22 protein-coding genes are annotated in these 22,706 nt (G+C 63.7%); 13 read left to right on the top strand and 9 right to left on the bottom strand.

Features of this window, described 5'->3' with window-relative positions; genetic code table 11:
- Window positions 1-36: 36 nt before the first annotated feature.
- A complete protein-coding gene (locus C1D09_RS16990) occupies window positions 37-756 on the top strand; it encodes a fimbria/pilus outer membrane usher protein (protein WP_143975400.1) in 720 nt (239 codons plus the stop codon).
- Between the two features lie 24 nt (window positions 757-780).
- On the opposite strand, the gene C1D09_RS16985 is transcribed toward C1D09_RS16990, so the two are convergent.
- Window positions 781-1,719 carry a Csu type fimbrial protein gene (locus C1D09_RS16985; protein ID WP_167514653.1) on the bottom strand — a complete coding sequence of 313 codons (939 nt, stop codon included), beginning with the start codon at window positions 1,717-1,719 and terminating at the stop codon, window positions 781-783.
- A gap of 264 nt (window positions 1,720-1,983) precedes the next feature.
- Between C1D09_RS16985 and C1D09_RS16980 the strand changes: the two genes are divergently transcribed.
- Together C1D09_RS16980 and C1D09_RS16975 are read left to right on the top strand one after the other, a co-directional pair.
- Entirely contained in the window at window positions 1,984-2,322 is a 339-nt protein-coding gene (locus C1D09_RS16980) for a TRAP transporter large permease subunit (RefSeq protein WP_167514652.1), read from the top strand.
- A 386-nt stretch (window positions 2,323-2,708) separates the two neighbouring features.
- Window positions 2,709-3,062: a VanZ family protein gene (locus C1D09_RS16975; RefSeq protein ID WP_246135778.1), complete on the top strand. Its 354-nt coding sequence runs from the start codon at window positions 2,709-2,711 to the stop codon at window positions 3,060-3,062.
- Window positions 3,063-3,111: 49 nt separating this feature from the next.
- Here C1D09_RS16975 and smc read toward each other — a convergent pair whose 3' ends face one another.
- From smc to C1D09_RS16960, 3 genes are all read right to left on the bottom strand, one after another.
- Window positions 3,112-6,570, bottom strand: a complete 3,459-nt coding sequence (gene smc, locus C1D09_RS16970) for a chromosome segregation protein SMC (protein WP_143975396.1) — start codon at window positions 6,568-6,570, stop codon at window positions 3,112-3,114.
- Between the two features lie 117 nt (window positions 6,571-6,687).
- On the bottom strand, window positions 6,688-7,431 hold the full coding sequence (locus C1D09_RS16965; protein WP_095786596.1) for a DsbA family protein: 744 nt from the start codon (window positions 7,429-7,431) through the stop codon (window positions 6,688-6,690).
- 154 nt (window positions 7,432-7,585) lie between these two features.
- On the bottom strand, window positions 7,586-8,095 hold the full coding sequence (locus C1D09_RS16960) for a DUF721 domain-containing protein (RefSeq protein WP_143975395.1): 510 nt from the start codon (window positions 8,093-8,095) through the stop codon (window positions 7,586-7,588).
- 56 nt (window positions 8,096-8,151) lie between these two features.
- Here C1D09_RS16960 and mutY point away from each other — a divergent pair, with 56 nt between their 5' ends.
- Together mutY and C1D09_RS16950 are read left to right on the top strand one after the other, a co-directional pair.
- Window positions 8,152-9,270 (top strand): A/G-specific adenine glycosylase, encoded by a 1,119-nt coding sequence (mutY, locus tag C1D09_RS16955; RefSeq protein WP_143975394.1) that lies wholly within the window; start codon window positions 8,152-8,154, stop codon window positions 9,268-9,270.
- 10 nt (window positions 9,271-9,280) lie between these two features.
- On the top strand, window positions 9,281-9,919 hold the full coding sequence (locus C1D09_RS16950; RefSeq protein WP_143975393.1) for an HAD family hydrolase: 639 nt from the start codon (window positions 9,281-9,283) through the stop codon (window positions 9,917-9,919).
- 39 nt (window positions 9,920-9,958) lie between these two features.
- Here the strand turns inward: C1D09_RS16950 and C1D09_RS16945 are convergent, their stop codons facing one another.
- On the bottom strand, window positions 9,959-11,092 hold the full coding sequence (locus C1D09_RS16945) for a site-specific DNA-methyltransferase (RefSeq protein ID WP_143975392.1): 1,134 nt from the start codon (window positions 11,090-11,092) through the stop codon (window positions 9,959-9,961).
- Between the two features lie 176 nt (window positions 11,093-11,268).
- Here C1D09_RS16945 and C1D09_RS16940 point away from each other — a divergent pair, with 176 nt between their 5' ends.
- On the top strand, window positions 11,269-11,958 hold the full coding sequence (locus tag C1D09_RS16940; protein WP_143975391.1) for an HAD family hydrolase: 690 nt from the start codon (window positions 11,269-11,271) through the stop codon (window positions 11,956-11,958).
- A gap of 42 nt (window positions 11,959-12,000) precedes the next feature.
- Here the strand turns inward: C1D09_RS16940 and C1D09_RS16935 are convergent, their stop codons facing one another.
- Window positions 12,001-12,729: a hypothetical protein gene (locus tag C1D09_RS16935; protein ID WP_143975390.1), complete on the bottom strand. Its 729-nt coding sequence runs from the start codon at window positions 12,727-12,729 to the stop codon at window positions 12,001-12,003.
- A 129-nt stretch (window positions 12,730-12,858) separates the two neighbouring features.
- Here C1D09_RS16935 and thrC point away from each other — a divergent pair, with 129 nt between their 5' ends.
- The 4 genes from thrC to C1D09_RS16915 are packed head-to-tail and all read left to right on the top strand — an operon-like array spanning window position 12,859 to window position 19,066.
- Window positions 12,859-14,256, top strand: coding sequence for a threonine synthase (thrC, locus tag C1D09_RS16930; protein WP_143975389.1), 1,398 nt, complete (start codon window positions 12,859-12,861; stop codon window positions 14,254-14,256).
- A 14-nt stretch (window positions 14,257-14,270) separates the two neighbouring features.
- Window positions 14,271-15,563 carry a M16 family metallopeptidase gene (locus C1D09_RS16925; RefSeq protein ID WP_143975388.1) on the top strand — a complete coding sequence of 431 codons (1,293 nt, stop codon included), beginning with the start codon at window positions 14,271-14,273 and terminating at the stop codon, window positions 15,561-15,563.
- A 14-nt stretch (window positions 15,564-15,577) separates the two neighbouring features.
- Window positions 15,578-16,174, top strand: a complete 597-nt coding sequence (locus C1D09_RS16920) for a GNAT family N-acetyltransferase (protein WP_143975387.1) — start codon at window positions 15,578-15,580, stop codon at window positions 16,172-16,174.
- Between the two features lie 3 nt (window positions 16,175-16,177).
- Window positions 16,178-19,066 carry an EAL domain-containing protein gene (locus C1D09_RS16915; RefSeq protein ID WP_143975386.1) on the top strand — a complete coding sequence of 963 codons (2,889 nt, stop codon included), beginning with the start codon at window positions 16,178-16,180 and terminating at the stop codon, window positions 19,064-19,066.
- Window positions 19,067-19,131: 65 nt separating this feature from the next.
- Here C1D09_RS16915 and C1D09_RS16910 read toward each other — a convergent pair whose 3' ends face one another.
- The gene (locus C1D09_RS16910) at window positions 19,132-19,740 is read right to left on the bottom strand and encodes a YqgE/AlgH family protein (RefSeq protein WP_143975385.1); all 609 of its coding nucleotides are present in this window, start codon (window positions 19,738-19,740) and stop codon (window positions 19,132-19,134) included.
- 171 nt (window positions 19,741-19,911) lie between these two features.
- On the opposite strand from C1D09_RS16910, the gene C1D09_RS16905 reads away from it, so the two are divergent.
- The 3 genes from C1D09_RS16905 to C1D09_RS16895 all read left to right on the top strand — a co-directional run bounded on the left by C1D09_RS16905 (window position 19,912) and on the right by C1D09_RS16895 (window position 21,858).
- Window positions 19,912-20,718, top strand: a complete 807-nt coding sequence (locus tag C1D09_RS16905) for a protein-disulfide reductase DsbD domain-containing protein (RefSeq protein WP_143975384.1) — start codon at window positions 19,912-19,914, stop codon at window positions 20,716-20,718.
- Between the two features lie 86 nt (window positions 20,719-20,804).
- Window positions 20,805-21,287 carry a peroxiredoxin gene (locus C1D09_RS16900; protein ID WP_143975383.1) on the top strand — a complete coding sequence of 161 codons (483 nt, stop codon included), beginning with the start codon at window positions 20,805-20,807 and terminating at the stop codon, window positions 21,285-21,287.
- A 94-nt stretch (window positions 21,288-21,381) separates the two neighbouring features.
- Window positions 21,382-21,858: a DUF2938 domain-containing protein gene (locus C1D09_RS16895; protein WP_143975382.1), complete on the top strand. Its 477-nt coding sequence runs from the start codon at window positions 21,382-21,384 to the stop codon at window positions 21,856-21,858.
- A 4-nt stretch (window positions 21,859-21,862) separates the two neighbouring features.
- Here the strand turns inward: C1D09_RS16895 and C1D09_RS16890 are convergent, their stop codons facing one another.
- Both C1D09_RS16890 and C1D09_RS16885 read right to left on the bottom strand, forming a co-directional pair.
- Window positions 21,863-22,447 (bottom strand): histidine phosphatase family protein, encoded by a 585-nt coding sequence (locus C1D09_RS16890; RefSeq protein WP_143975381.1) that lies wholly within the window; start codon window positions 22,445-22,447, stop codon window positions 21,863-21,865.
- A gap of 40 nt (window positions 22,448-22,487) precedes the next feature.
- A partial coding sequence (locus C1D09_RS16885) for an RNase H family protein (RefSeq protein WP_342780238.1) occupies window positions 22,488-22,706 on the bottom strand: 219 nt, incomplete at its 5' end.

Raw genomic sequence — 22,706 nt, 5'->3', positions numbered from 1 at the left:
TCCACGGCCGTTTCCGCTGACAAGGATGGGGTCGAGGTGATCGCCGACGTGAGCAAGCCGCTCGGTGAGGAACCGGGCAGCGTCGGCTGGCGGGCCAGTTTTAATCAGGGCGGCGGATCCACCGAGGGTTCGGCAGCGGTCTCCTATCGCTCTTCCCATGGCCGTGCCGATGCTGCCGTCGGCAGTTCAATCTCGGGCGCCACGGCGACAGCCCAGTTCGACGGAGCAATCGCAACGATGGGATCCGGCATTTTCCTGACGGATCGGATCGAAGACAGTTTCGCCGTCGTTGAAACAGGTTTGCCAGGTGTCGGCGTGCTTTATGAAAACCGCCCCATAGGTGTCACCGACGCAAAGGGACGGCTATTGGTGCCGGGTCTGCGCGCCTATCAGCGGAACAAGATTGCCATCGAAACGACCAATCTGCCGGTCGATGCCGACGTATCTGCCACGCAGGACGTCGTGGCGCCAGCCGATAGGACCGGCGTGCGGGTTGATTTCCGGGTTCGCACCAACGTCGGCGCGGCGGTCCTCGTCCTGTCGGGGCCGGACGGACAGCCGCTCGAGGTCGGGTCGCATGCTTCGATCAACGGCAGACAGGACTTCGTCATCGGCTATGACGGGCGTGCCTACGTAGAAGGGCTGGGGCAAAAGAACGCCCTCGTTGCGCAGACCGCCAAGGGCTCGTGCCAAGCGTCGTTCGGCTACACACCGAAAGCAAACCAGCAAGTGGTCATCCCGGTCGTCTGCCGCTGACGTCGGACCGGCTGCAGGGGCCGGTCAGTAGGTCACCGTTACCACAACCGTGTCGGTGTACGTTCCAGGCGCGGGCGTGGTCTGAGCTGGCGCGCGGGCGTATACAGTGTACGCCTGATCCAGACCGGTACCGGTGCCGCTAGAGGTGTTGGTACCAATTGTATTTCCCCAGACGGTAGTCCTGCCGCTGTCGCTGTAGAGGGAATAGGTTACGGTCTTGACACCGTTCGTCATCTTCCTACTGGCGACCGTGGCGCCGGAACCGCTGCCCGCACTCAGCCCGATATTGTAGGGTGTCGAGTCGGTGCAGCGAACGGTGACCGAACCCGTCGAATCGACATTGGACGCCAGTACCCCGACGGAGCCAAAGTTCACATTGGTGGCCGAAACGTTGCAGTTCGCGTTGATCGTCGCGGTCCAGGTAGAGCCGCTGGACGTGGCTTGCCGGCTGCCCGTAGGGCACGTCGCGGCGGTCTTGTAGTCGTAAGCGGCGGCCGGTGCGGTGGTCATGGTCCAGACATACGACCCGGGTCCCGCGGTGGTCTGGTTGGAGAATATCCGTCCGTAAACGGTCAGCGTGGCGCCGGCACTGCCCGAGGACCCCAAAGCCAGATCGTAGGTTGTCCCGATGGGATAGAGCCCGTAACTGGTCGTGGCCAAACCCCAAGACCCCCATATCGTTGTTCGAGACGCGTCACGGTAGAGTTCGTGGACCAGTCGCTCGGAACCGGAAGACAGCCGGCGGTTGCCGGCCGCGTTGGTCTGACCGGGAGACAGTTCGACGCACAGGCGCACTGTCTGGTTGGCCGTCCCCGTGCAATTGATCGAGAACGTCGCCGTCGTATCGTCGACGGCACCACTCAGAATATCCACTGCGCCGTACGATCCGTTGGCGGTCGTAATAGAGCAGCTCTGCGATCGGGCCGCCTGCAGACTGGAAGCGAGGATTATGGTGGCCAGCACTATCCGCACCTGAGCTGACCATTGAAGCGAACGGCTAACTCGCCGATGCCTTATGAAACCTGATCCGTTGCTTACCATGGTAGTATCTGCCTACCATGGGTACGAGACCAATTCAAAGCAAGGCTCAACTGTGGACATGACTGCGGCGTGAGCGCCGGTGAGTTCTTCGCAGCCTCTCCCCCTCGGCGTTCCGGTGGCGTTTTCGCTACTTTTCGGCGCGTTCCTGACGGGTTGGGGCGCCGATATGCTGCTGGACCAGCAGTAGTGCAGAATATAGCAAGCGACCCGACGAGCTTCCTGCTGCTTGCCGTCCTGCTCTTTCTCACGACCGTCCATCTTCTCGATGTCAGCGGCCGGTCGTCCAGGCCTATCGATTTGGCCACTGCTCTCGTCGGCCATCTGCGTGGCGGGCTCGCTCACGTCAATATCTTGAACAGCCTGCTCATCGGCGGCATCTCCTGTTCTTCCGCCGCAGATACGGCCAGTACTACGAAGGTTATCATTTCCCAGATGGTCAAGCGCGGCTATTCGCGGCCTTTTGTGCGCTGTCACAGCTGCGGGTCGGTCCTCCCAAACATCGTGCCGCCGGCTATAGCCGTGTAGGTCTACGCCTCTGTTGCCGATGTACCCTTAGCCGGCGCTAGCATTTGCGGTCCCCTTTGCGCGCACCGTCGGGAGACAAAGGTGCCAGGAAGTCAATATCGAACTCACGGCAAAGCACCGCCATCTTCTCGCCGTCCCGCATCAGGCGATAAACTTCAACCGCTCTTCCATGACGTTACGCTGCTTTCAAGGCACCTTGCTCTCCTTGCAAAGGGCCAAAGTGTAACCCATCTCTCCGAAACGAACTGTCACCCATCTCGGGAAGGGCAGCGACCGGATGGTTGCGCCATGGCATGGTCCGCGCCCGGCTTGGATCGTCCCGCGGCTCAAGGCTTCGGACCGATGTCAGCTCTCTTCGAAGATTGGAGCAAATGAATTTTTGTTCGGTGGCCATATCGACCGCCTTTATCGTCACACTCGTTGTGGTTCTGGTCCTCACACTGCTGCCAGTGCCCGAGCTTCAGGAATTCGGGTTCGATATCGGTTTCGACAATGACAAGCTTAATCATGCCAGCGCATTCGCCACCCTGGCTGTTCTGGGAGCTCTCGGCTGGCCCAGGCGCATAGTCACGCTGGTCACTTTCCTGGCGCTGGTCGGAGCCGCGATCGAGGTCCTTCAGAGCACCCCACTGATAGACCGCGATCTCGACGTGTTCGACTGGGTTGCCGATTGCATCGGCATCGTGGTCGGCCTCGCGGTCGCGCTGTGTGCAAATTGGGTCATGCGCCGCAAAGGCTGATGGCCAATCGCATCCGGCTCACGGGCCCGGGCGGCGAGCAGCCGATGCGTCAGCTCGCCTCGCGCATCGCCTCGGCGGCCTGAAGGTCGACCGATACGAGCTGGCTGACGCCCTGCTCGGCCATGGTCACGCCGAACAATCGGTCCATGCGCGCCATGGTGATCGGGTTGTGGGTGATGATGACGAAGCGCGTTTCGGTGGTCTTGGCCATCTCGTCCATGAGATTGCAGAAGCGCTCGACATTGTGATCGTCGAGCGGCGCGTCGACTTCGTCGAGCACGCAGATCGGTGCCGGATTGGTCAAGAAGACGGCGAAGATCAGCGACATCGCCGTCAGCGCCTGCTCGCCGCCGGACAGCAGCGTCATGGTCTGCGGCTTCTTGCCGGGCGGGCGGGCAAGGATCTCAAGCCCTGCCTCGAGTGGATCGTCGGATTCGATCAGCTGCAATTCCGCCGTGCCGCCGCCAAACAGATGCGCGAACAGCCGCTGGAAGTGGCTGTTGACCACATCGAAGGCGGCGAGCAGCCGCTCGCGGCCTTCGCGGTTGAGACTCTGGATCGCCTGACGGAGCTTGCGGATCGCCTCGATGATGTCCTCGCGCTCGGTAACGATCGCTTCGAGCCGGTCGGAGAGCTCCTTCTGTTCTTCCTCGGCGCGCAGATTGACGGCGCCGAGCCGTTCGCGTTCGATCTTCAGCCGGTCGAGCTGGCGTTCGATCTCAGCCATTTCGGGCATCGGGTCGTCGGCTTCCAGGCCGGTGTGACGGATGACCAGATGCGGCGGCGTGTTCAGCGTTTCCTGGATGCGCGCCTCGACCTCAAGCCGGCGCTCGTCGGCCGCCGTCAGCCGTTCCTCGGCACGGGCACGGGTCTCGCGCGCCTCGGCCAGGGACTGGATGGCCGATGTGGCCAGCTTGTCCAGTTCGGCCTGCCTGTTTTCCGCTTCCTGCAGCCGATCGGCGGCCGCCTTGCGCAAGGTCTCGGCCTCGGTCAATTGCGACAGCAGCGCGCGCCGCTTGGCGTCGATCTCATCGGGCGCGTCGGCCAGCCGTTCGCGTTCCCCCTCGGCCTCGGCCTTGCGTTCACCGAGCGAAGCGATCTGGGTCGAGGCGTTTTCGGCGCGTATCAGCCAGTTGCTGCGCTCGGCGCCGATGGCATCGAGCCGGCGCGTCCGCGCCTCGGCCTCGCGCCGCAGCCCTTCATGGACGGCCCGAGCGTCGGCAAGCGTAGCGCGGTCGCGGGAGACATTGGCCGAGGACTGTTCAAGTTGCAATTGCAGGTCGCCGAGATCGGGCGCGTGCTGCAGCAGCATTTCGGCCTCGACGAAAGCCGCCGAGGTTTCCTCATGGCTGTCGACGATGCGCGCGCGCCCTTCATCCAGCGCCGCGCGCCGGCTCGCCAGCTCGCCACCGGCCTTTTCGGCGTCGGCCAGCGCAATGCGGGCCGCGTCCACCCGGTGCTGTGCATCGCGTCCGGCCTGGCGTGTGTTGCGTTCGGCCTCGCTTGCCTGGCGAAGCGCCTGCTCGGCCCGTGCCAGCGCTTCCTCGGCCTGGCGCAGAACGAGCGTCGCCTGCACCGCTTCGGCGTCGAGTTCGGCAAGCCGGTTCTTCTGCGCCAGCCTTTGTGCGGCTGCCGTCGGCGCATCGGCGCTGGCGGTCAGGCCATCCCAGCGCCACAGCGCGCCTTCACGGCTGACCAGTCTCTGGCCAGGCGCAAGCAGCGCCTGCAGCCGGCGGCCGTCAGCGGCCTCGACAATGCCGATCTGCGCCAGGCGGCGGGCAAGCTGCGCCGGGGCACGAACCACGCTGGCCAGGCTCTTGATGCCTTCCGGCAGGGCCGCGTCCCCGGGTTGGATCTGGCTATCGCCCCAGTGCGCCGGCGCGCTGCGATCGAGCGGCACGTCGAGGTCTTCGCCAAGGGCAGCGCCAAGCGCCGTCTCGAAGCCGCGCTCGACACTGATCTGCTCCAGCACCGAAGGGAAGAGATCGCCACTGGCGGCATTGAGTATCTTGGCAAGCGTGCGCGCTTCGGTCTCGATCCGCGCCAGTTCGGCCCTGGCATCCTGAAGCGGCGGGCGGGCGGCGCTTTCGGCGGCGCGGGCATCGATGACCGATTGTTCGGCCTGCGCCACGGCGGCCTCGGATTCTTCCAGCAGCGCCATGGCCTGCTCGACCAGAACGCGCTTTTCGGCCGGATCCGGCAGGCCGGCGACCTTGGAGAGGATATCCGACAATTCGCGGTCGACCTCGGCGAGTTGGCGGGCGAAGCGGTCGCGGCGCTCGGCCGTTTCGCGCAGCGTGCGCTCGATCTGATGGCGCGAAGCGGCGGCCTCGGCCCGTTCGGCGGTCAGTGCCGCGAGCCTGGCTTCGCTTTGCGCCAGCGTCGATGCCGCCTGTTCGAATGCCGCGCGTGTGGTGGCCTCGCGCTCCGCGGCGCCGGCGTTCTCGGAATTCAGCGTGGCCTCTTCGGTGCGCAGGCGTTCGAGGACATCGGCATTGTCACGCACCATCCGCTCCTCGCGGGCGATGTCGCCGTCGAGCTGCTGCAAGCGGCGCTCGATTTCGGCCTGACGGTTGCGAATGCGGCCGGCCTCCTCCTCGATCTGCGACCTGGCGATCGACAGGCGCTGGAAGGCGGCGGCGGCAGCTGCTTCCGCGTCGCGCAGATCGGGCAGGCGATGAGCGCTGATGCCCTGCTCCTTGGCCGCGTTCATCTGCGCGGCGGCGCGGTCGCCGACCAGTGCCGTCGCAACAGCCAGCGCAGAACGTGCCTCGCCTTCCTGAGTCTTGGCCAGCGTCCAGCGCAGATGCAGCAATGTCGCTTCGGCCTTGCGGATATCGGCCGACAGGTTCTTGAAGCGCGAGGCTTGGCGCGCCTGGCGCTTCAGGCTTTCAATCTGGCTTTCCAGTTCGCCGACGACGTCGTCCAGGCGTTCCAGATTCTGTTCGGCTGCCTTCAGCCGAAGTTCCGCCTCGTGGCGGCGGGTGTGCAGGCCGGAAATGCCGGCGGCCTCTTCGAGCAGGGCGCGGCGCGCCTGCGGCTTGGCCTGGATCAGTTCACCGATGCGGCCCTGCCCGACCATCGAGGGCGAGCGGGCACCGGTCGATTGGTCGGCGAACAAAAGCTGCACATCCTTGGCGCGCGCCTCCTTACCGTTGATGCGGTAGAGCGAGCCGGCCTCGCGCTCGATGCGGCGCGACACCTGCAACTCGTCGGCGTCGTTAAAGGCAGCGGGCGCCGAACGATCGCTGTTGTCGAGGAAAAGCGTGACTTCGGCGGTGTTGCGGGCGGGCCGCGTGCCTGAACCGGAAAAGATGACGTCGTCCATGCCGGACGCGCGCATGTTCTTGTAGGAGCTTTCGCCCATCACCCAGCGCAACGCCTCGACAAGGTTCGACTTGCCGCAGCCGTTCGGCCCGACGATACCCGTCAGGCCGCGTTCGATGACGAACTCGCCGGGCTCGACGAAGGACTTGAAACCGAGGAGGCGAAGGCGCGAAAACCTCATTCGCGCGCCTCATAGGCATGTTCAGCAAAAGTGTTCGTCGGCTTTGCGGAGACAACCCGCGGCAAGACAAAAGGCAGGGCAGCGCCGGAGCACTGCCGCTTCAGCGCTGAACCGATGTCAGAGCAGAGGGTCGATGATGGCCGACATTTCCTCAATCGACATCGCCCCTTTGTAGGTCTTACCGTTGATGAAGAAGGTCGGTGTCGAGTCGACCTTGAATTCATTGGCGCCGCGCTTCTGGACCGATCTCACATCGTCCAGAAGTTTCTGGTCCGTCAAGCAGGCCTCGAAGGACTCCTGTGTAAAACCGGCGAGCTTCGAGATTTGCAGCAGCGCATCCTTGGTGTTCGACACGCCAACCCAGTTCGCCTGCTGCCTGAACAGCACGTCCACCATCGGGAAATAGTTATCCTTGGCGCAGCGCGCCAGCATGAAACCGGCTTCCGCGCTCGGATCGAACGGGAATTCGCGCAGGATATAGCGTGCCTTGCCGGTGTCGATGTACTTCGTCTTCAGGTCCGGGAAGGTGGTTTCGGCGAAATGCGCGCAATGCGGGCAGGTCATCGAGGCGTATTCGACGATGGTGACCTTGGCGTCATCCTTGCCGAGCTGCTTGTCGGGCAGTGCGCCCGGCTTCAGCAGTTCCGCCATGTCGACATTGCCCTGGGACTCGGGAACCTGAGCGGCAGCCGGCGTGGCCGGCTTTGCGGGGGCGGCCGGATCCGCAGGCTTCACATCGGCTGCCTTGGCCTGTTCGCCGGAGTCGCTGCAGGCGGCAAGCAGGGCCACCGCCGGAATGGCGGCCAGCGAAGACAGGACGTTTCTGCGAGACAGACTTTTGCCGAACGGAGGACGGTTCATACGAATCACCTGACAAGGGTTGAATTTTGCAATGCAAAGGCACGAAAAGGCGAGAGTTGGCGCGAATTAAGGCATCTCCATCCCCAATCCAATCGTGAAACCTGACAGAGGCGATCACGAATGCGAGATGTTGACGACAAATCCATGACTGTCTTCAAGGGGTTTTTGACTTTCTTTCACCCAAAATGCTTGCGCCAAGCCTTTCCAGCGAAGCGCGCAGCCCATCATCCTCGATCAGTCCGACCGTACTGGACAATCTGGTCTGCTCCGCCGCCGTCAAGGGCCTGAAGGCCGGTTTAGGCCGTCCCTTGTCCGTCGTCACCGGTTTTTGCACGATCCTGATGCGGCCTATTGCCGTAAAGCCAAGGAAAGCGTTGACCCGGTTGATGATCTCGCCGGTCTCGTGCTGCAGATGAAGTGCTGCCATGCCTTCGCAGGCAATGACCAACACCGCCGGCTCGAACGGATCGTCCTCATGCAAGCGGCGCGGCCACTGGATCTTTTCGGGACGCGAGCGGCTGGCCAGGCGCGGTCCGGCGATCTCTTCCCAGGACTGGACGAGACCAATCGAGATGCCTGCCCGCTTGCGCAGCACCGGATCGAGGATTTTGGTGGCAAGATCGCTCACCGGGACGGGATTGCCGTAGGGCGTTCGCCCTGCCATGTACGTTCTCCAGCAACGACCCCAGCAGATTACCCGGCCAGGCCAATACACGATCAATGGCACCACCAGACCAGACCCGCAAGGCCCAGACACGCAAGCCAGCGCCGGACGATACCGCGTCGCGCCTGCTCGCCTGGTACGACGTGCATCATCGTGAATTGCCGTGGCGGGTGAGCCCGCGCGAGCATGCACGCGGTGTGCGGCCCGACCCCTACCGCATCTGGCTGTCGGAAGTCATGCTGCAGCAGACCACGGTCGAGGCGGTGAAATCCTATTTCCGCGTCTTTGTCGAGAAATGGCCCGATGTCGAGGCACTGGCAGCGGCACCTACCGAGGACATCATGAAGGCCTGGGCGGGGCTCGGCTATTACTCCCGCGCCCGCAACCTCAAGGCCTGCGCCGATCTGGTGGCGACGCGTGGCGGCCGGTTTCCCGACACCGAGGCCGGTTTGAGAGACCTGCCCGGCATCGGCGCCTATACCTCGGCGGCGATCACGGCGATCGCCTTCGATCGCCCCGCCACCGTGGTCGACGGCAATGTCGAACGCGTCATATCGAGGCTGTTTTCGATCACCACGCCGCTGAGCGAAGCCAAGACCGAGATACGCGCCCATGTCGAGGCCATGGTGCCGGCGGCGAGGCCGGGCGATTTCGCCCAGGCGATGATGGATCTCGGCGCCACGATCTGCACTCCGCGCCGGCCACGCTGCATGCTGTGCCCGCTGCGCGGGGGCTGTAGCGCCGTCGTTTCGGGCGACCCTGAAAACTTCCCGGTGCGATTGCCCAAAGCCGACAAGCCGCAGAGACGCGGCGCTGCTTTCGTCGCCACGCGCGAGGACGGGGCCGTACTTCTGCGCAAACGGCCGGAGAAAGGCTTGCTCGGCGGCATGACCGAGGTGCCGACAACGGGCTGGACCGCGCGGGTGGACGGAGCCACCACGCAGGCGGCGGCGCCCTTTCCCGGCGACTGGCGACGCGTCGGGACAATCACGCATGTCTTCACCCATTTCGCGCTCGAGCTCGAAGTCTTTTACGCTCACATCAAAGGTGATGCGCCGGCAGGGCATTTCTGGTCGCGCGTCCACGAGATTTCCGGGGAGGCCCTGCCCACTGTCATGAAAAAGGCAATCGAGGCTGCGATACCCGGCGCGACGAAAAAGCAACGCCCGCATTGAAAGAGGCTTCATGACCGAGATTCACCACATCGTTTTCGACATCGGCCGCGTGCTGATCCATTACGACCCGAACATTCCGTTCAGCCGCCTCATTCCCGATGCCGAAGAGAGAAAGTGGTTCTTCGACAATGTCTGCACGCATGACTGGAACATCGAGCAGGATCGCGGCCGGAGCTGGGAAGAGGCAGAGGCGCTGCTGATTGCGGATTATCCCGACCATGCGGAAAACATCCGCAATTTCCGCCGGCAGTGGCACGAGATGGTGCCGCATGCCTATGACGACAGCGTCGCCATCATGCTTGGCCTGATCGAGAGCGGCCATGATGTGACCATGCTGACCAATTTCGCCTCCGACACATTAGCGGAAGCCCGCGAACGCTTCGATTTCCTCAATCGTCCGCGCGGCGTGACCATCTCCGGCGAGATCGGCAAGATCAAGCCGGATCGTGGCATTTACGACCACCACGTCGCCGCGTTCGGGCTCGAACCCTCGTCGACGCTGTTCATCGACGACAGCCAGAAGAATGTCGACGGCGCCAAGGCCGCGGGCTGGCAAGCCGTGCTGTTCACCGATGCCAGGACGCTTCAAGCAGATCTTGAACGCTTGGGAATCAAGGCGCGATCCGAACCGTTTGCGGCGATCCGCTGAGATTTTGATTCAACGCGATACGCGATAATTCGGCAGGGGTCAGCCCCCTGCCCGCTCCATGCCGAGACGGGCGATGCGGCGCAGTTCGTCTATCGGGGTCAGTCCGCCGCTGCGCTCATAGTGCCAGAAGGTCCAGCCATTGCAGGCGTCCAGGCCTTGCACTTCGGCACCGATCTTGTGGATCGAGCCGGCGCTGTCGCCGATCGCCACTGTGCCGTCGGCGCGCACCTTGGCGGCCCAGCGCTTCTTGGCGTCGTAGAGCGTGACGCCCGGCTGCATCAGCCCGGTGTCGAGAAGGCTGACGAAGGCAACGCGCGGCTCGGCGCGCTTGCCGGTCAATACCGTCAAATCGGCATCTTCCAGCGGCCGCACCGCGTCGATACGATCATTGGCGGCGTCGATATAGGCCTGCTCGCGCTCGATGCCGACGAAATGGCGGCCGAGGCGTTTGGCGACCGCACCCGTCGTGCCGGAGCCGAAGAAGGGGTCGAGCACGATGTCGCCCGGCTTGGTCGAGGCCATCATGATGCGGGCTAGCAGCGCTTCCGGCTTCTGCGTCGGGTGCAGCTTGTCGCCATTGTCGTTCTTCAGCCGCTCGCCGCCGGTGCAGATCGGGAACAGCCAGTCCGAACGCATCTGGATATCGTCGTTGGATGCCTTCAGCGCCTCGTAGTTGAAGGTGTAGCCCTTGCCCTTCTGGTCCCGGGAAGCCCAGATCATCGTCTCATGCGCGTTCTGGAAACGGCGGCCACGGAAATTCGGCATCGGATTGGTCTTGCGCCAGACCACATCGTTGAGGATCCAGAAGCCCAGATCCTGCATCTTGGCGCCGACCCGGAAGATGTTGTGATAGGAGCCGATGACCCAGATGGTGCCGTTGGGCTTCAGCACGCGGCGCGCCGCCAGAAGCCAGGCGCGGGTGAAGGCATCGTAGGCCTCAAAATTCTCGAACTGGTCCCAATGATCGTCGACCGCGTCGACCTTGGACTGGTCGGGCCGGTGCAGATCGCCGTCGAGCTGCAGATTGTAGGGAGGATCGGCGAAGATGACGTCGACCGATTTTTCCGGAAGCCGGTCGAGGGCCGCGACGCAGTCGCCCTTGAGGATCGTGTCCAGCCATTCGGATTGCTGGGGAGCGTGGGACAACTCGTGGAGAAGACGCACGGCAGACATTTTTACACCCAAGGCACGCGTTACTGTTTACTCTCCGTTATGGTTACCGATCAGCGTAAATATTCGGTGAAGGCTCGCGGATCGGCCTGCCAGGTTTGCGAACGCCGGGCCATTGGTGTATGCCGCGCCGCCCGAGGCCCTCATGGCCGCTTCATCCTTTCTTTGTCCGGATCACCATGCCCAAGCCAGACCTTGTCATCTTCGATTGCGACGGCGTGCTCGTCGATTCCGAAATCATCGCCGCGCGGGTCGAGGCCGAGCTGATAACGCTCGCCGGATATGAAATCTCGCTCGAGGAGCTTGCCGAAAGCTATGCGGGCCTGACGTTCAAGGACATACTGATGCGGATCGAGGAGAAGTCCAAAATCCCGTTCCAGGCGTCGCTGATCGACCGCGCCGAAGACCTCGTCGACCGCAAACTGCGCAGCGATGTGCGTGCCATCGAGGGCGTTCGCGAAGCGGTCGCATCGGTCACGGCGCAACGCTGTATCTGCTCCAACTCACGCTCGGAGCGGATAGAATTCATGCTGGAGAAAGTGCACCTGCTGCCGTTCTTCGCCGGCCGCATCTTCTCGGCACTGGAAACACCGAGCAAGAAGACCAAACCCGCGCCGGACGTGTTCGTCTTCGCCGCGGAAAGACTCGGCGCGAACCCGGCCAACACTTTCGTCATAGAGGATTCCGTACACGGCGTCGCCGGCGCCAGGGCAGCCGGCATGCGGGTGATCGGCTTCACCGGCGCCAGTCACAGCTATCCCGGCCATGCCGACGCGCTGACCGAGGCCGGCGCCGAAACGGTGATCCGCCGCTGGGCAGAGCTAAAAAGCGTGATAGCGGCGCTTTCGGAATGGTCGGCCGACGCCTGAGACGCGCGCGCCCGGCTGGGCGCACGCTGTATCGATGACCGCTCAGTTCGTCGCGGTGGCCTTCTTCCTGCGGGTCTTCCTCGGCTTGTCGGTCGTGGCCTTCGGGGCGGTTTCGTCATAGCCGGCATAGACCTGATAATCCTGCGCCGTCGGTGCTGGCACGACTACATTGGAATCGGTGAAGACGAACTGGGTGGCGACCGACGGATCGGTGACCTGGACCTGGTACTGGTGAATCTGCGAATAGAGCACTTCGGTGCCGTGCATCACCGCGGTGCGGATCGGCATGGTGATGGTGCCGGGCGTAAACTTCGCTCCCGGCACGATCTTGCCGGCAACCGCGATCTTCATCGTCAGCTGTCCGTCGGCACGGCTGCAATCGCGGGTCACGTCGGAAATCGACGCTTGGTATATGATCCTCGCGGAATCATCAGGCGGTGTGGCAGCGGCGGCGTCAGCCGCGGCCTGGGCCGCGGCATCCGCAGCGGCATCGCCGGTCTTCTTCAGCTTAGGCTTGGCCTTCTTGACCTCGTTGGCATAGGTGTTGAAAAAGGCCGTGCCGTCGCGCACCGTCACCCGCGGGCAATAGGCGGTCAGCTGGCTGGCCAGAACCTTGGGATCCTGCGGCGGTGGAGGCGCCGTCGGGTCCTTCTTGCCTAAACCGAGGTTAAGGATGCCATTGTCGCCCGATTGGCAGCCGGCGGCGGCGAGCATAAAGCCGGTGAGCGCAAGACCCGTCAAAAAGCGGCCACTTGATGTACCAAACGCCATGAAACTGCACTTCCCTCTCGTAAAGCTGGTGACGTATATCAACGGCGCGGCAAAAATGCGACTGGAGCCGGCACAGAAATTAACCACCTTGTGGTGAACGGAAAAGCCAAGCGGCAACGGGACTGAGACATGCAATATGTGAGCACGCGCGGGGAAGCACCCGCGCTTGGATTTTCCGATGCCGTGCTGGCGGGGCTGGCGCGCGATGGCGGGCTTTACGTGCCGCGCGAGTGGCCGCAGTTTTCAGCTTCCGAGATCCGCGCCATGCGTGGCCTTGCCTATCCCGATCTCGCGATACGCGTGCTGTCGCCGTTCCTTGGCGGCGAAATTCCGGCGCCGGTCTTCGAGCGCCTTGTGCGCGAAGCCTATGCCACGTTCCGTCACGAGGCGGTCTGCCCGCTTGTCCAGACCGGCCCCAACACGTTTGTCCTCGAACTCTTCCATGGGCCGACGCTGGCATTCAAGGATGTAGCAATGCAGCTGCTCGCCCGGCTGATGGACCATGTGCTTGCCGAACGCGACCAGCATGCCACCATCGTCGGCGCCACGTCAGGCGACACGGGCGGCGCGGCGATCGACGCCTTTGCCGGGCGCAGCCGCACCGACATCTTCATCCTGTTCCCGCATGGCCGCGTTTCCCCGGTGCAGCAGCGCCAGATGACGACGTCGAAGGCCGACAACGTCCACGCGCTGGCGATCGAAGGCAATTTCGACGACTGCCAGGGGCTGCTCAAGGACATGTTCAACGACCACGACTTCCGCGACCGGGTGGCGCTGTCGGGGGTCAATTCGATCAACTGGGCGCGCATCATGGCCCAGATCGTCTACTATTTCTCCTCGGCCCTGTCGCTCGGCGCGCCGGACAGGCCGGTGTCGTTCACCGTGCCGACCGGCAATTTCGGCGATATCTTCGCCGGCTATGCCGCCAAGAAGATGGGCCTGCCGATCGAACGGCTGGTCATCGCCACCAACGACAACGACATATTGGCGCGCACCTTCGCCACCGGAGAGTACCGCACCAAGGGTGTCTTCGCGACCACCTCACCGTCGATGGACATCCAGGTTTCGTCGAATTTCGAACGCCTGCTGTTCGAGGCCTCCAACCGTGACGCGGCGACCGTGCGGCGCTACATGGACGGCCTGAAGCAATCCGGCGCGTTCACCATAGAAGCCCGCGAAATCAACGGGATGCGGTCCGAATTCGATGCTGGCCGTGCCACCATGGAGGAGGTCGCCGCCACCATCCGTTCGACACTCGCGGCGAGCAATTATCTTTTGGATCCGCACACCGCGGCGGCCATGCATGTGGCGACCGGCAAGGCATCGGGGGCGGTGCCGATGGTGGTGCTGGGTACCGCCCACCCGGCAAAATTTCCGGCCGCGGTCGAGGCCGCCAGCGGCGTCTCGCCGGCCCTGCCCGCATGGCTAGGTGGGTTGATGACATTTGAGGAAAAATACACGGTACTTCCATCCGACCTGAAAATGGTGGAAGATTACGTTAGCCGCCGTGCGCGAGCGGCGCGTTAGGGAGTACGAGCCATATGGGTGTTGAGGTAAGCCGTCTGTCGAACGGCCTGACAGTCGCCACCGAAACCCTTCCAAGTATCGAATCGGTTGCCTTGGGTGCCTGGGTCAAGTCCGGTGCCCGCAATGAGCGTGATAACGAGCATGGCATGGCCCATCTGCTCGAGCACATGGCGTTCAAGGGCACGAAGCGGCGGACGGCCTTCGAAATCGCCTCGGAAATCGAGGATGTCGGCGGCGAGATCAACGCCGCCACCAGTGTCGAGACCACCTCCTATTACGCCAGGGTGTTGTCCGACGACGTGCCGCTGGCCGTCGACATCCTCGCCGACATCCTGCAGGAGTCCGAATTCGATCCGCAGGAGCTCGAGCGCGAGCAGCACGTCATCCTGCAGGAGATCGGCGCCGCGCACGATACGCCAGACGATATCGTCTTCGACCGTTTCACCGAGACGGCCTTTCGCCACCAGACCATCGGCCGCTCGATCCTGGGCACTCCAGACACCGTCAAATCCTTTACTTCCAAACAGTTGCACGATTTCATCGAACGCCAATATGGCGCCGAACGGATGGTCATCGTGGCTGCCGGCGACATCAAGCACGACAATTTCGTGCGCGAGGTGGAGAAGCAGCTCGGCGGCTTCCGCAGCAAGGCCGACAGCACCATCCCGCAATATGCACAATATGTCGGCGGCGATTTCCGCGAGGACCGTGACCTGATGGATGCACAGATCGTGCTGGGCTTCGAAGGCCGCGCCTACCATGTGCGCGACTTCTACGCCTCGCAGGTGCTGTCGATGATCCTCGGCGGCGGCATGTCGTCGCGCCTTTTCCAGGAAGTCCGCGAGAAACGCGGCCTGTGTTACTCGGTCTATGCCTTTCACTGGGGCTTTTCCGACACCGGCATTTTCGGCGTCCACGCCGCGACGGGCCAGAGCGACATCGCCGAACTCGTGCCTGTCATCATCGACGAGTTGCAGAAGGCGGGCGAGAACATCCTGCAGGAAGAACTCGACCGCGCCCGCGCCCAGTATCGCGCCGGGCTGATCATGTCCGCCGAAAGCCCGGCCAGCCGCGCCTCGCAGATCGCGAGGCAACTGCTTTTGTTCGGCAGGCCGATCGCCAAGGAGGAATTGATGGAGCGCCTGTCGGCGCTGACGGTGGAGCGGCTGACCGACCTGTCGTCGCGGATGTTCTCGACCAAGCCGACGCTTACCGCTGTCGGGCCCGTGGGTACGCTGGCACCATATGAGGCGATCCTCGATTCGCTTCCGGGCACGCAGACCACGGCCCGCAGGCTCGCCGTCTAAGTCCCCCAAGCGTCGTGTTCGCGCTCCCTTTCTTTCGCCGTGACCTGCCGGCGCTGAAGGGCAATCTCGTCACGTTGCGGGTGCCATACACCACTGACTATCGGGAGTGGTCGACATTGCGCGGCGAAAGCCGCGCCTTCCTGGAGCCGTGGGAGCCGCGCTGGACCCCCGACGAGCTCGACCGCACGGCGTGGCGCCTACGCATCAGCCGCTATCGCGAAGATTATGCGCAGGGAACCGCGATCGCCTTCTTCATCTTCGAGAAGTCGAGCGGCAAGCTGGCCGGCGGTATCACGCTCGGCAACATACGCCACGGTGTCTCGCAGAGCGGCCATGTCGGCTACTGGATCGGCGAGTGCTTCGGCGGCCGCGGCCTGATGACCGACGCGGTCAGGGTGGTGGCCCGCTTCGCGTTCGATACGCTGAGGTTGCACCGGATCGAAGCGGCCTGTATTCCCGACAACATCCGGTCGATCCGCGTGCTTGAAAAAGCCGGATTCCGGCGCGAAGGACTGTTAAGATCCTATCTCAGGATCAACGGCATCTGGCAGGACCATTACCTCTACGCCCGGATCGCGGACGATCCGCTGGACGCAGGAACGAAGGACTGATTTTTGACGAATTTCCTGCGAAACGGGCCGCTGTTCGCCTTTGTCCTCGCGGCAATCCTGACGCTGTTCGCGGCTCCGTCGGCCTTTGCCGTCGAACCTATCAAGATTGCTCGCGACGACGTCGCGCTCGACCTGTCGCGCGCCTTCGAAATCTACCGCAATCAGGGTGAGAACTTCCAGGTATCGACCGCGCCCGGGCCCGACGGCATCGTGCGGCGCATCGAGGTCGAGGCCAATGACGCGCGCTCGACCGGCGACTGGGCAGTGTTCGCGCTGGCCAACACCACGGACCAGCAGCTCGACAGGCTGATCGTGGCGCCGCATTTCCGGCTGGTCAATTCCGGCATCTTCTGGCCCGACCTTGGCGCCACCCGCATTGCGGCGATCACGCCCAGCGAGGGCTTCGCGCTCGACCGCCAGACCAGCCCCGACGCCGATGTATTCCGGGTCACGCTGAACCCGGGAACGGTGATCACCTTCATCGCCGAACTCGCCTCGCCGAAGCTGCCGCAGGTCTATCTGTGGGAGCCGGAGGCCTATAAGGACTCGGTCAACTCCTACACGCTGTTTCGCGGCATCGTCATCGGCATTGCAGGCCTTCTGGCGCTGTTCCTGACCATCCTTTTCGTGGTCAAGGGCACCTCGATGTTCCCGGCGACGGCGGCCCTTGCCTGGGCGGTGCTTGCCTATATCTGCGTCGATTTCGGCTTCCTCAACAAGGTCATCGAGATTTCGCCCGGAAACGAGCAGATGTGGCGGGCGGGAACGGAGGTGGCGCTCGCGGCGACCTTCGTGGTCTTCCTGTTCGCCTATCTCAACCTCAACCGCTGGCACGGCCATTTCAGCTATGGGGCGCTGGTGTGGATCCTCGGGCTGGTGCTGATTGCAGGCGTGGCCATAGTCGATCCGGCGGTCGCCGCCGGCATTGCCCGCATCTCCTTTGCCGCCACCGCATTGACGGGGCTTGGCCTGATCATCTTCCTCGGGATACGCGGCTATGACCGCGCCATCATGCTGGTGCCCAGTTGGGTCATGGTGCTGTTGTGGCTATGCGGGTCGTGGATGGCGATCACCGGCATGCTCGACAACGACATCGCCCAGCCGGCGCTTGGCGGCGGGTTGATCCTGATCATCCTGCTCATCGGCTTCACCGTCATGCAGCACGCCTTTGCCGGCGGTGCACTGCATCAGGGGCTGTTCTCCGACCTCGAGCGCCAGGCGCTGGCCGTTGCCGGGTCGGGCGACACGGTTTGGGACTGGGACGTTCTGCGCGACCGCGTCGTCACCAAGCCCGACGTCAGCATCCAGCTCGGCCTGGCGCCCAACAGCCTAGGGGGAGCGGCGCGCAACTGGCTGCCGGTGCTGCATGCCGACGACCGCGACACGTTCCGCACGACGCTCGACGTGGTGCTGGAGCACCGGCGCGGCCGGGTGGCGCAGAATTTCCGCCTGCGCGGCGCCGACGGGCACTATCACTGGTTCGCCTTGCGGGCGCGGCCGGTCATCGGATCGGACGGCGAGGTCATCCGCTGCGTCGGCACCATGGTCGATGTCACCGAGCAGAAGAAATCAGAGGAGCGGCTGCTGCACGACGCCGTGCACGACAATCTGACCGGCCTGCCGAACCGCGAATTGTTCATGAACCGACTGGAAGCGATCATCTCGATCGCCCGCACCGAAGAGAAGGTGCGTCCGACCGTCTTCGTCATCGACATAGACCGCTTCAAGCAGGTCAATGACGGGCTCGGCATCTCGGCCGGCGACACCATCCTGCTCACCATAGCGCGCCGCCTGCACCGGCTGTTGAAGCCGAAGGATTCGCTGTCGCGCTTTGCCGGCGACCAGTTCGCGCTGATGCTTCTGTCCGAACAGGACCCTGCCCGCATCGCCGGCGTGGCGGACGCCATCAAGCATGCGATCAACAACCCGATCACCTTCGCCAAGCGCGAGATCGTGCTGACCGCTTCGATCGGCCTGATCACCTGGACCTCGGCGCAGACTTCGGCCGAGGACATGGTCAAGGACGCCGAGCTTGCCATGCACCAGGCCAAGCGTTTCGGCGGCGACAGGATCGAGCCGTTCCGCCCGGCCTTCCGCACCGTCGGCACCGACCGGCTGCAGTTCGAATCCGACCTGCGGCGCGCCATCGAGCGGCGCGAATTCACGCTGGCCTACCAGCCGATCGTGCGGCTGGAGGACGGCAGCGTCGCCGGCTTCGAGGCCTTGCTGCGCTGGGACCATCCGCGCCGCGGCATGATCCCGCCGGCGGATTTCATTCCGGTCGCCGAAAGCTGCGGGCTGATCGTGCAGCTTGGGCTGTTTGCCATGCAGCAGGCGGCCGAGGACCTGGCTGGGTGGCAAAAGCAGATCGGCGATGCCCCGCTGTCGGTCTCGGTCAATTTGTCCAGCCGCCAGTTGATCCGCCGCGACCTGGTCAGCGATGTGCGCTCGGTGATCGCACGGGCCAATCTGAAGCCGCGCTGCTTCCGGCTCGAGCTCACCGAGTCCCTGGTGATGGACAATCCCGAGCAGACCGCCCATGTGCTGACCAAGCTGAAGCAGCTCGGCATCGGCCTGTCGCTGGACGATTTCGGCACCGGCTATTCATCGCTCGCCTATCTGACGCGTTTCCCGTTCGACACGATCAAGATCGACAAGAGCTTTGTCGACGACAGCACGCCCAAGCGCGCGGTGCTGCTCAAATCCATGGTCAACATGGCGCATGAGCTCGGCCTGTCGGTGGTCGCCGAGGGCATCTCGGACGAACGCGATGCGCTGGAACTGCGCCAGATGGGCTGCGAATATGTGCAGAGCTTCATGTTCGGCGCGCCGATGCCGGGGGACCAGGTGCTGAAGACTTTGAAGGAACAATATCCGCTGACACAGGCCTGATTGGGTTCAGGCGCGTCGCGACCGAAGGTGGGGGCGGGCTTCGGCCAATCTCCAACGCCTGCGCGTTACGCGTGTCCGGCGGCCAGGCTGAGATGCGCCAGATCGATGCCGATCGAGGCGAGGATGCGATCGTATTTGCGCTCGATGTCGGCGTCGAAGAGAAGTTCGGGGCTGGCCGGACAGGTCAGCCAGCCATTCTCGGCGATCTCGGTTTCGAGCTGGCCGGCGCCCCAGCCGGAATAGCCGAGCGCCATCAGTGCGTGACGCGGGCCGCGGCCCGACGATATGGCGCGCAATATGTCGACCGTCGCCGTCAGGCAGATGTCGTCGGAAACGGTCAGCGACGATTCCACGCGGTAGTCGCCCGAATGCAGGACGAAGCCTCGGCTGCGATCGACAGGCCCGCCATTGCGCACGACGAAATCGCGCGCCTGCGCCGGCAGGCGGATTGCTTCCTGCTCGTTCATGATGCCGAGCTGTACCAACAGATCCGGAAACAGCATCTGCTGTGTCTGGTTGATGATCAGGCCCATCGCGCCTTCGTCGCTGTGGGCGCAGACATAGATAACCGAGCGCGTGAAACGGTCGTCCTTCATGCCGGGCATGGCAATCAGGAACTGATCGTCGAGAAAGCCGCGTCCAGCAGCCGTCTTCTTGTGGCGCAACAAATCCATGGAAGGGAGGGTACCGTGTTTCCCCGGCGCCGAAAAGATGCGCAGCACCGGATTCGACCAAAGCCCATGGTGCCAAGCCGCCATGGCTTGCCACCAGGGGTCACGCAAATATGATGCCGCCAGGGCCATGAAATCATTGCACCGCCACGAACGGACGATCAAATCACCGCCATGCGAAGCTTGAAAATCCTGCTGCTCGGCGCCGCCATCGGATCGGCGAGCGTTCTTCCCGCCGCCGCCGCCTCGTCCGCCTGGTACAATAGCGAAGGCGGCAAGGTCCGGCTGGTGACATCAGGCAAACCCGACGAGGCCGGCCGCATCCAGGGCGTTCTCGACATCGCGCTAAAGCCGGGCTGGAAGACCTACTGGCGTGATCCCGGCGACGCCGGTGTGCCGCCGCAGCTCGATGTTTCGCCCAGCACCAATATTGCCGATGCCACACTCTCGTTTCCGGCACCCCAACGCCACGACGATGGCTATGGCAAATGGGCAGGCTACAACCATCCGGTTTCGCTGCCGGTGATGTTCAAATTGTCGGCAGCGAAGGATCCGGCCGTCATCGAGGCCGACGTCTTCCTCGGCATTTGCGAAACGATCTGCATACCGGTGCAGACTCGGCTGACGGTCGACCCCGGTTCCGACCCCGACAACGCGGACGATGCAGCCCTGGTGAAGGCAAGTTTCGCGGCGTTGCCGGCGCCCGCGAGATCGGATTTCGGCATCAATGTCCTGCCGGGCGATCACGAGACGCTGGTCGTCGAGGCGAGTTTTCCCGGTGACCCCAACGCAGCGGATTTCTTCGTTGCCGGCGAGCGGGATTACATGTTCGGCGCCCCTTCCCGCAGCGAAAAGGACGGCAAGCTGATCTTCACCGTGCCGATCCTCGACCGCCCCTCGGCGACGCCAACGGATGGCGGACTTCACTACACGCTGACGAGCTCGGCGGGCGCCGTCGAAGGGCTGCTGCCTTTCCCTTGATCCAGCTTGCCCGAACGGTTGCAGGACGCCGCCGAGTTCGCTACGCAAGCATGCATCCTTCCTTCCCATCCCCAAGCGAGGAACTCATGACCATTTCCGTCGGCGACAAGCTGCCCGAGGTAACCTTCAAGACGATGACCGACGACGGCGCCAAGGCGATCACCTACGCCGAGATTTTCCCGGGCAAGAAGGTGGTGCTGTTCGGTGTTCCCGGCGCTTTCACGCCGACCTGCAGCAATAACCACCTGCCCGGCTATCTCGAGAACCATGACGCCATCCTGGCCCGCGGCGTCGACACCATCGCCGTCGTTTCGGTCAACGACGTCCATGTCATGGGCGCCTGGGCGCGCTTCACCGGCGGTGAGGGCAAGATCCTGTTCCTCGCCGACGGCAGCGGCGATTTCGCCAAGGCGGTCGGCCTCGACAACGACCTTTCCGCCGCCGGCATGGGGCTGCGCTCGAAGCGGTTTTCCATGATCATCGACGACGGCAAGGTCACGGCGATCAATGTCGAGACCAAGCCCGGCGTCGACGAGTCCGGCGCGGCTCATATTCTCGGGCAGCTCTAGGCTTCGACGGTCGCGTCGGGCGAGGCCGCAAGGCTGGCCTCGCCCGACGACCGCTTGCATCCCAGAACTGCCGGCTTTCAGGGGGATCCCAACGATGTTTGACGTCTTCTGGCGCGCCGTCGTGATCGGCATCGGCGCCACGGTGCTGATGGATCTCTGGGCCATCCTGCTCCACAAGGCCTTTGGCCAACCACGGCCGAACTGGGGACCGGTCGGTCGCTGGGTGTGGCATCTCACCGACAAGGTCTTTCACGATGACATCGGCGGCGCAGCACCCTACGCGCACGAAGTGGCCCTGGGTTGGGCGTTTCACTATTTCGTCGGCGTCGTCTACGGCATCATCCTCGTCGTGCTGGCTGGAACGGGCTGGCTTGCCGCGCCGACCTTCCTGCCGGCCTTTATCCTCGGGATCGTCACCGTCGGCGCCGGCTGGTTCCTGCTGGCACCCGGCACGGGGGCCGGATGGGCAGCATCGAGGCGGCCCAATCCGATGCGGGTCCGGGCGCTGAACCTGGTGGCGCACACGGTGTTCGCGCTCGGGCTCTGGGGCACGGCGCTGCTGATACGCTGAGAGTTTAGGGCTGTTCCAGCCTGTCGATTGGCCGCCACCCATGGATGACGCGGCGGGCGCCGATATCGTAGGCAAAATAGTTGCCGCCGCCGGCCGGTTGGTCAGCCTCGCGGCTGATCACCCGTCCGCTAAGGGACAGCAGCAGGAGCGTTCCAACGCCCCCATGGCCCACAAAAGCAATGTCATCAGCTTCATTGCCGTCGAGCACGACCGCGACCTCGCTCACGATACGGTTCTGAGCATCGATGGCCCGCTCCCACCCGCGAATGCTTTCGCGCGGGTTGGCGAAGAACTGGTCGGCGACCGCTTCGAACTCCGGCGGCGGCAGGAAGCCGGTCGCGGACCGGTCATTCTCATGCGTCCGCTCCCTGACCTCGACCGCAAGGCGGAGATGGCTTGACAGGATTTCGGCGGTTTCCATCGCCTTGCGTTCGCCCGACGACACGATGCGCCGGACTGCACCGACCCATGGCTGGTCGAGCATGGCAACGGCTCTCGCCCGCCCGACGTCGGACAACCCCCATTCCGGCACGGCAATGGAGGCATCGATCTGAACCTGGGGATGCGTGACATAGTAGAGGATCGGCACGATCGAGGTTCCTGCCTGAAAGTGGACCGGCCGCCGGACCTCAATAGCTCTGGGTCGACCGACGCGCCTTCGTGGCCACCGGCTGCTTAGGCTGGGAATCCGGCTTCGGCGCGGATACCGCCGGCTTGAAAGAGCCCTTCTTGAACGGCGCCATGCCTTCCCGCGCGAGCTCGTCGGCGCGCTCGTTCTCGGTGTGGCCAGCATGCCCCTTCACCCAGTTCCAGGTGACCTTGTGGCGTCGGTTGGCTTCATCCAGCGC

This window comes from Mesorhizobium intechi (genome assembly GCF_002879535.1).
Lineage (GTDB): Bacteria > Pseudomonadota > Alphaproteobacteria > Rhizobiales > Rhizobiaceae > Mesorhizobium > Mesorhizobium intechi.
Note: the sequence above shows the minus strand (reverse complement) of the source record. Positions and strands in the feature narration are given on the sequence as shown.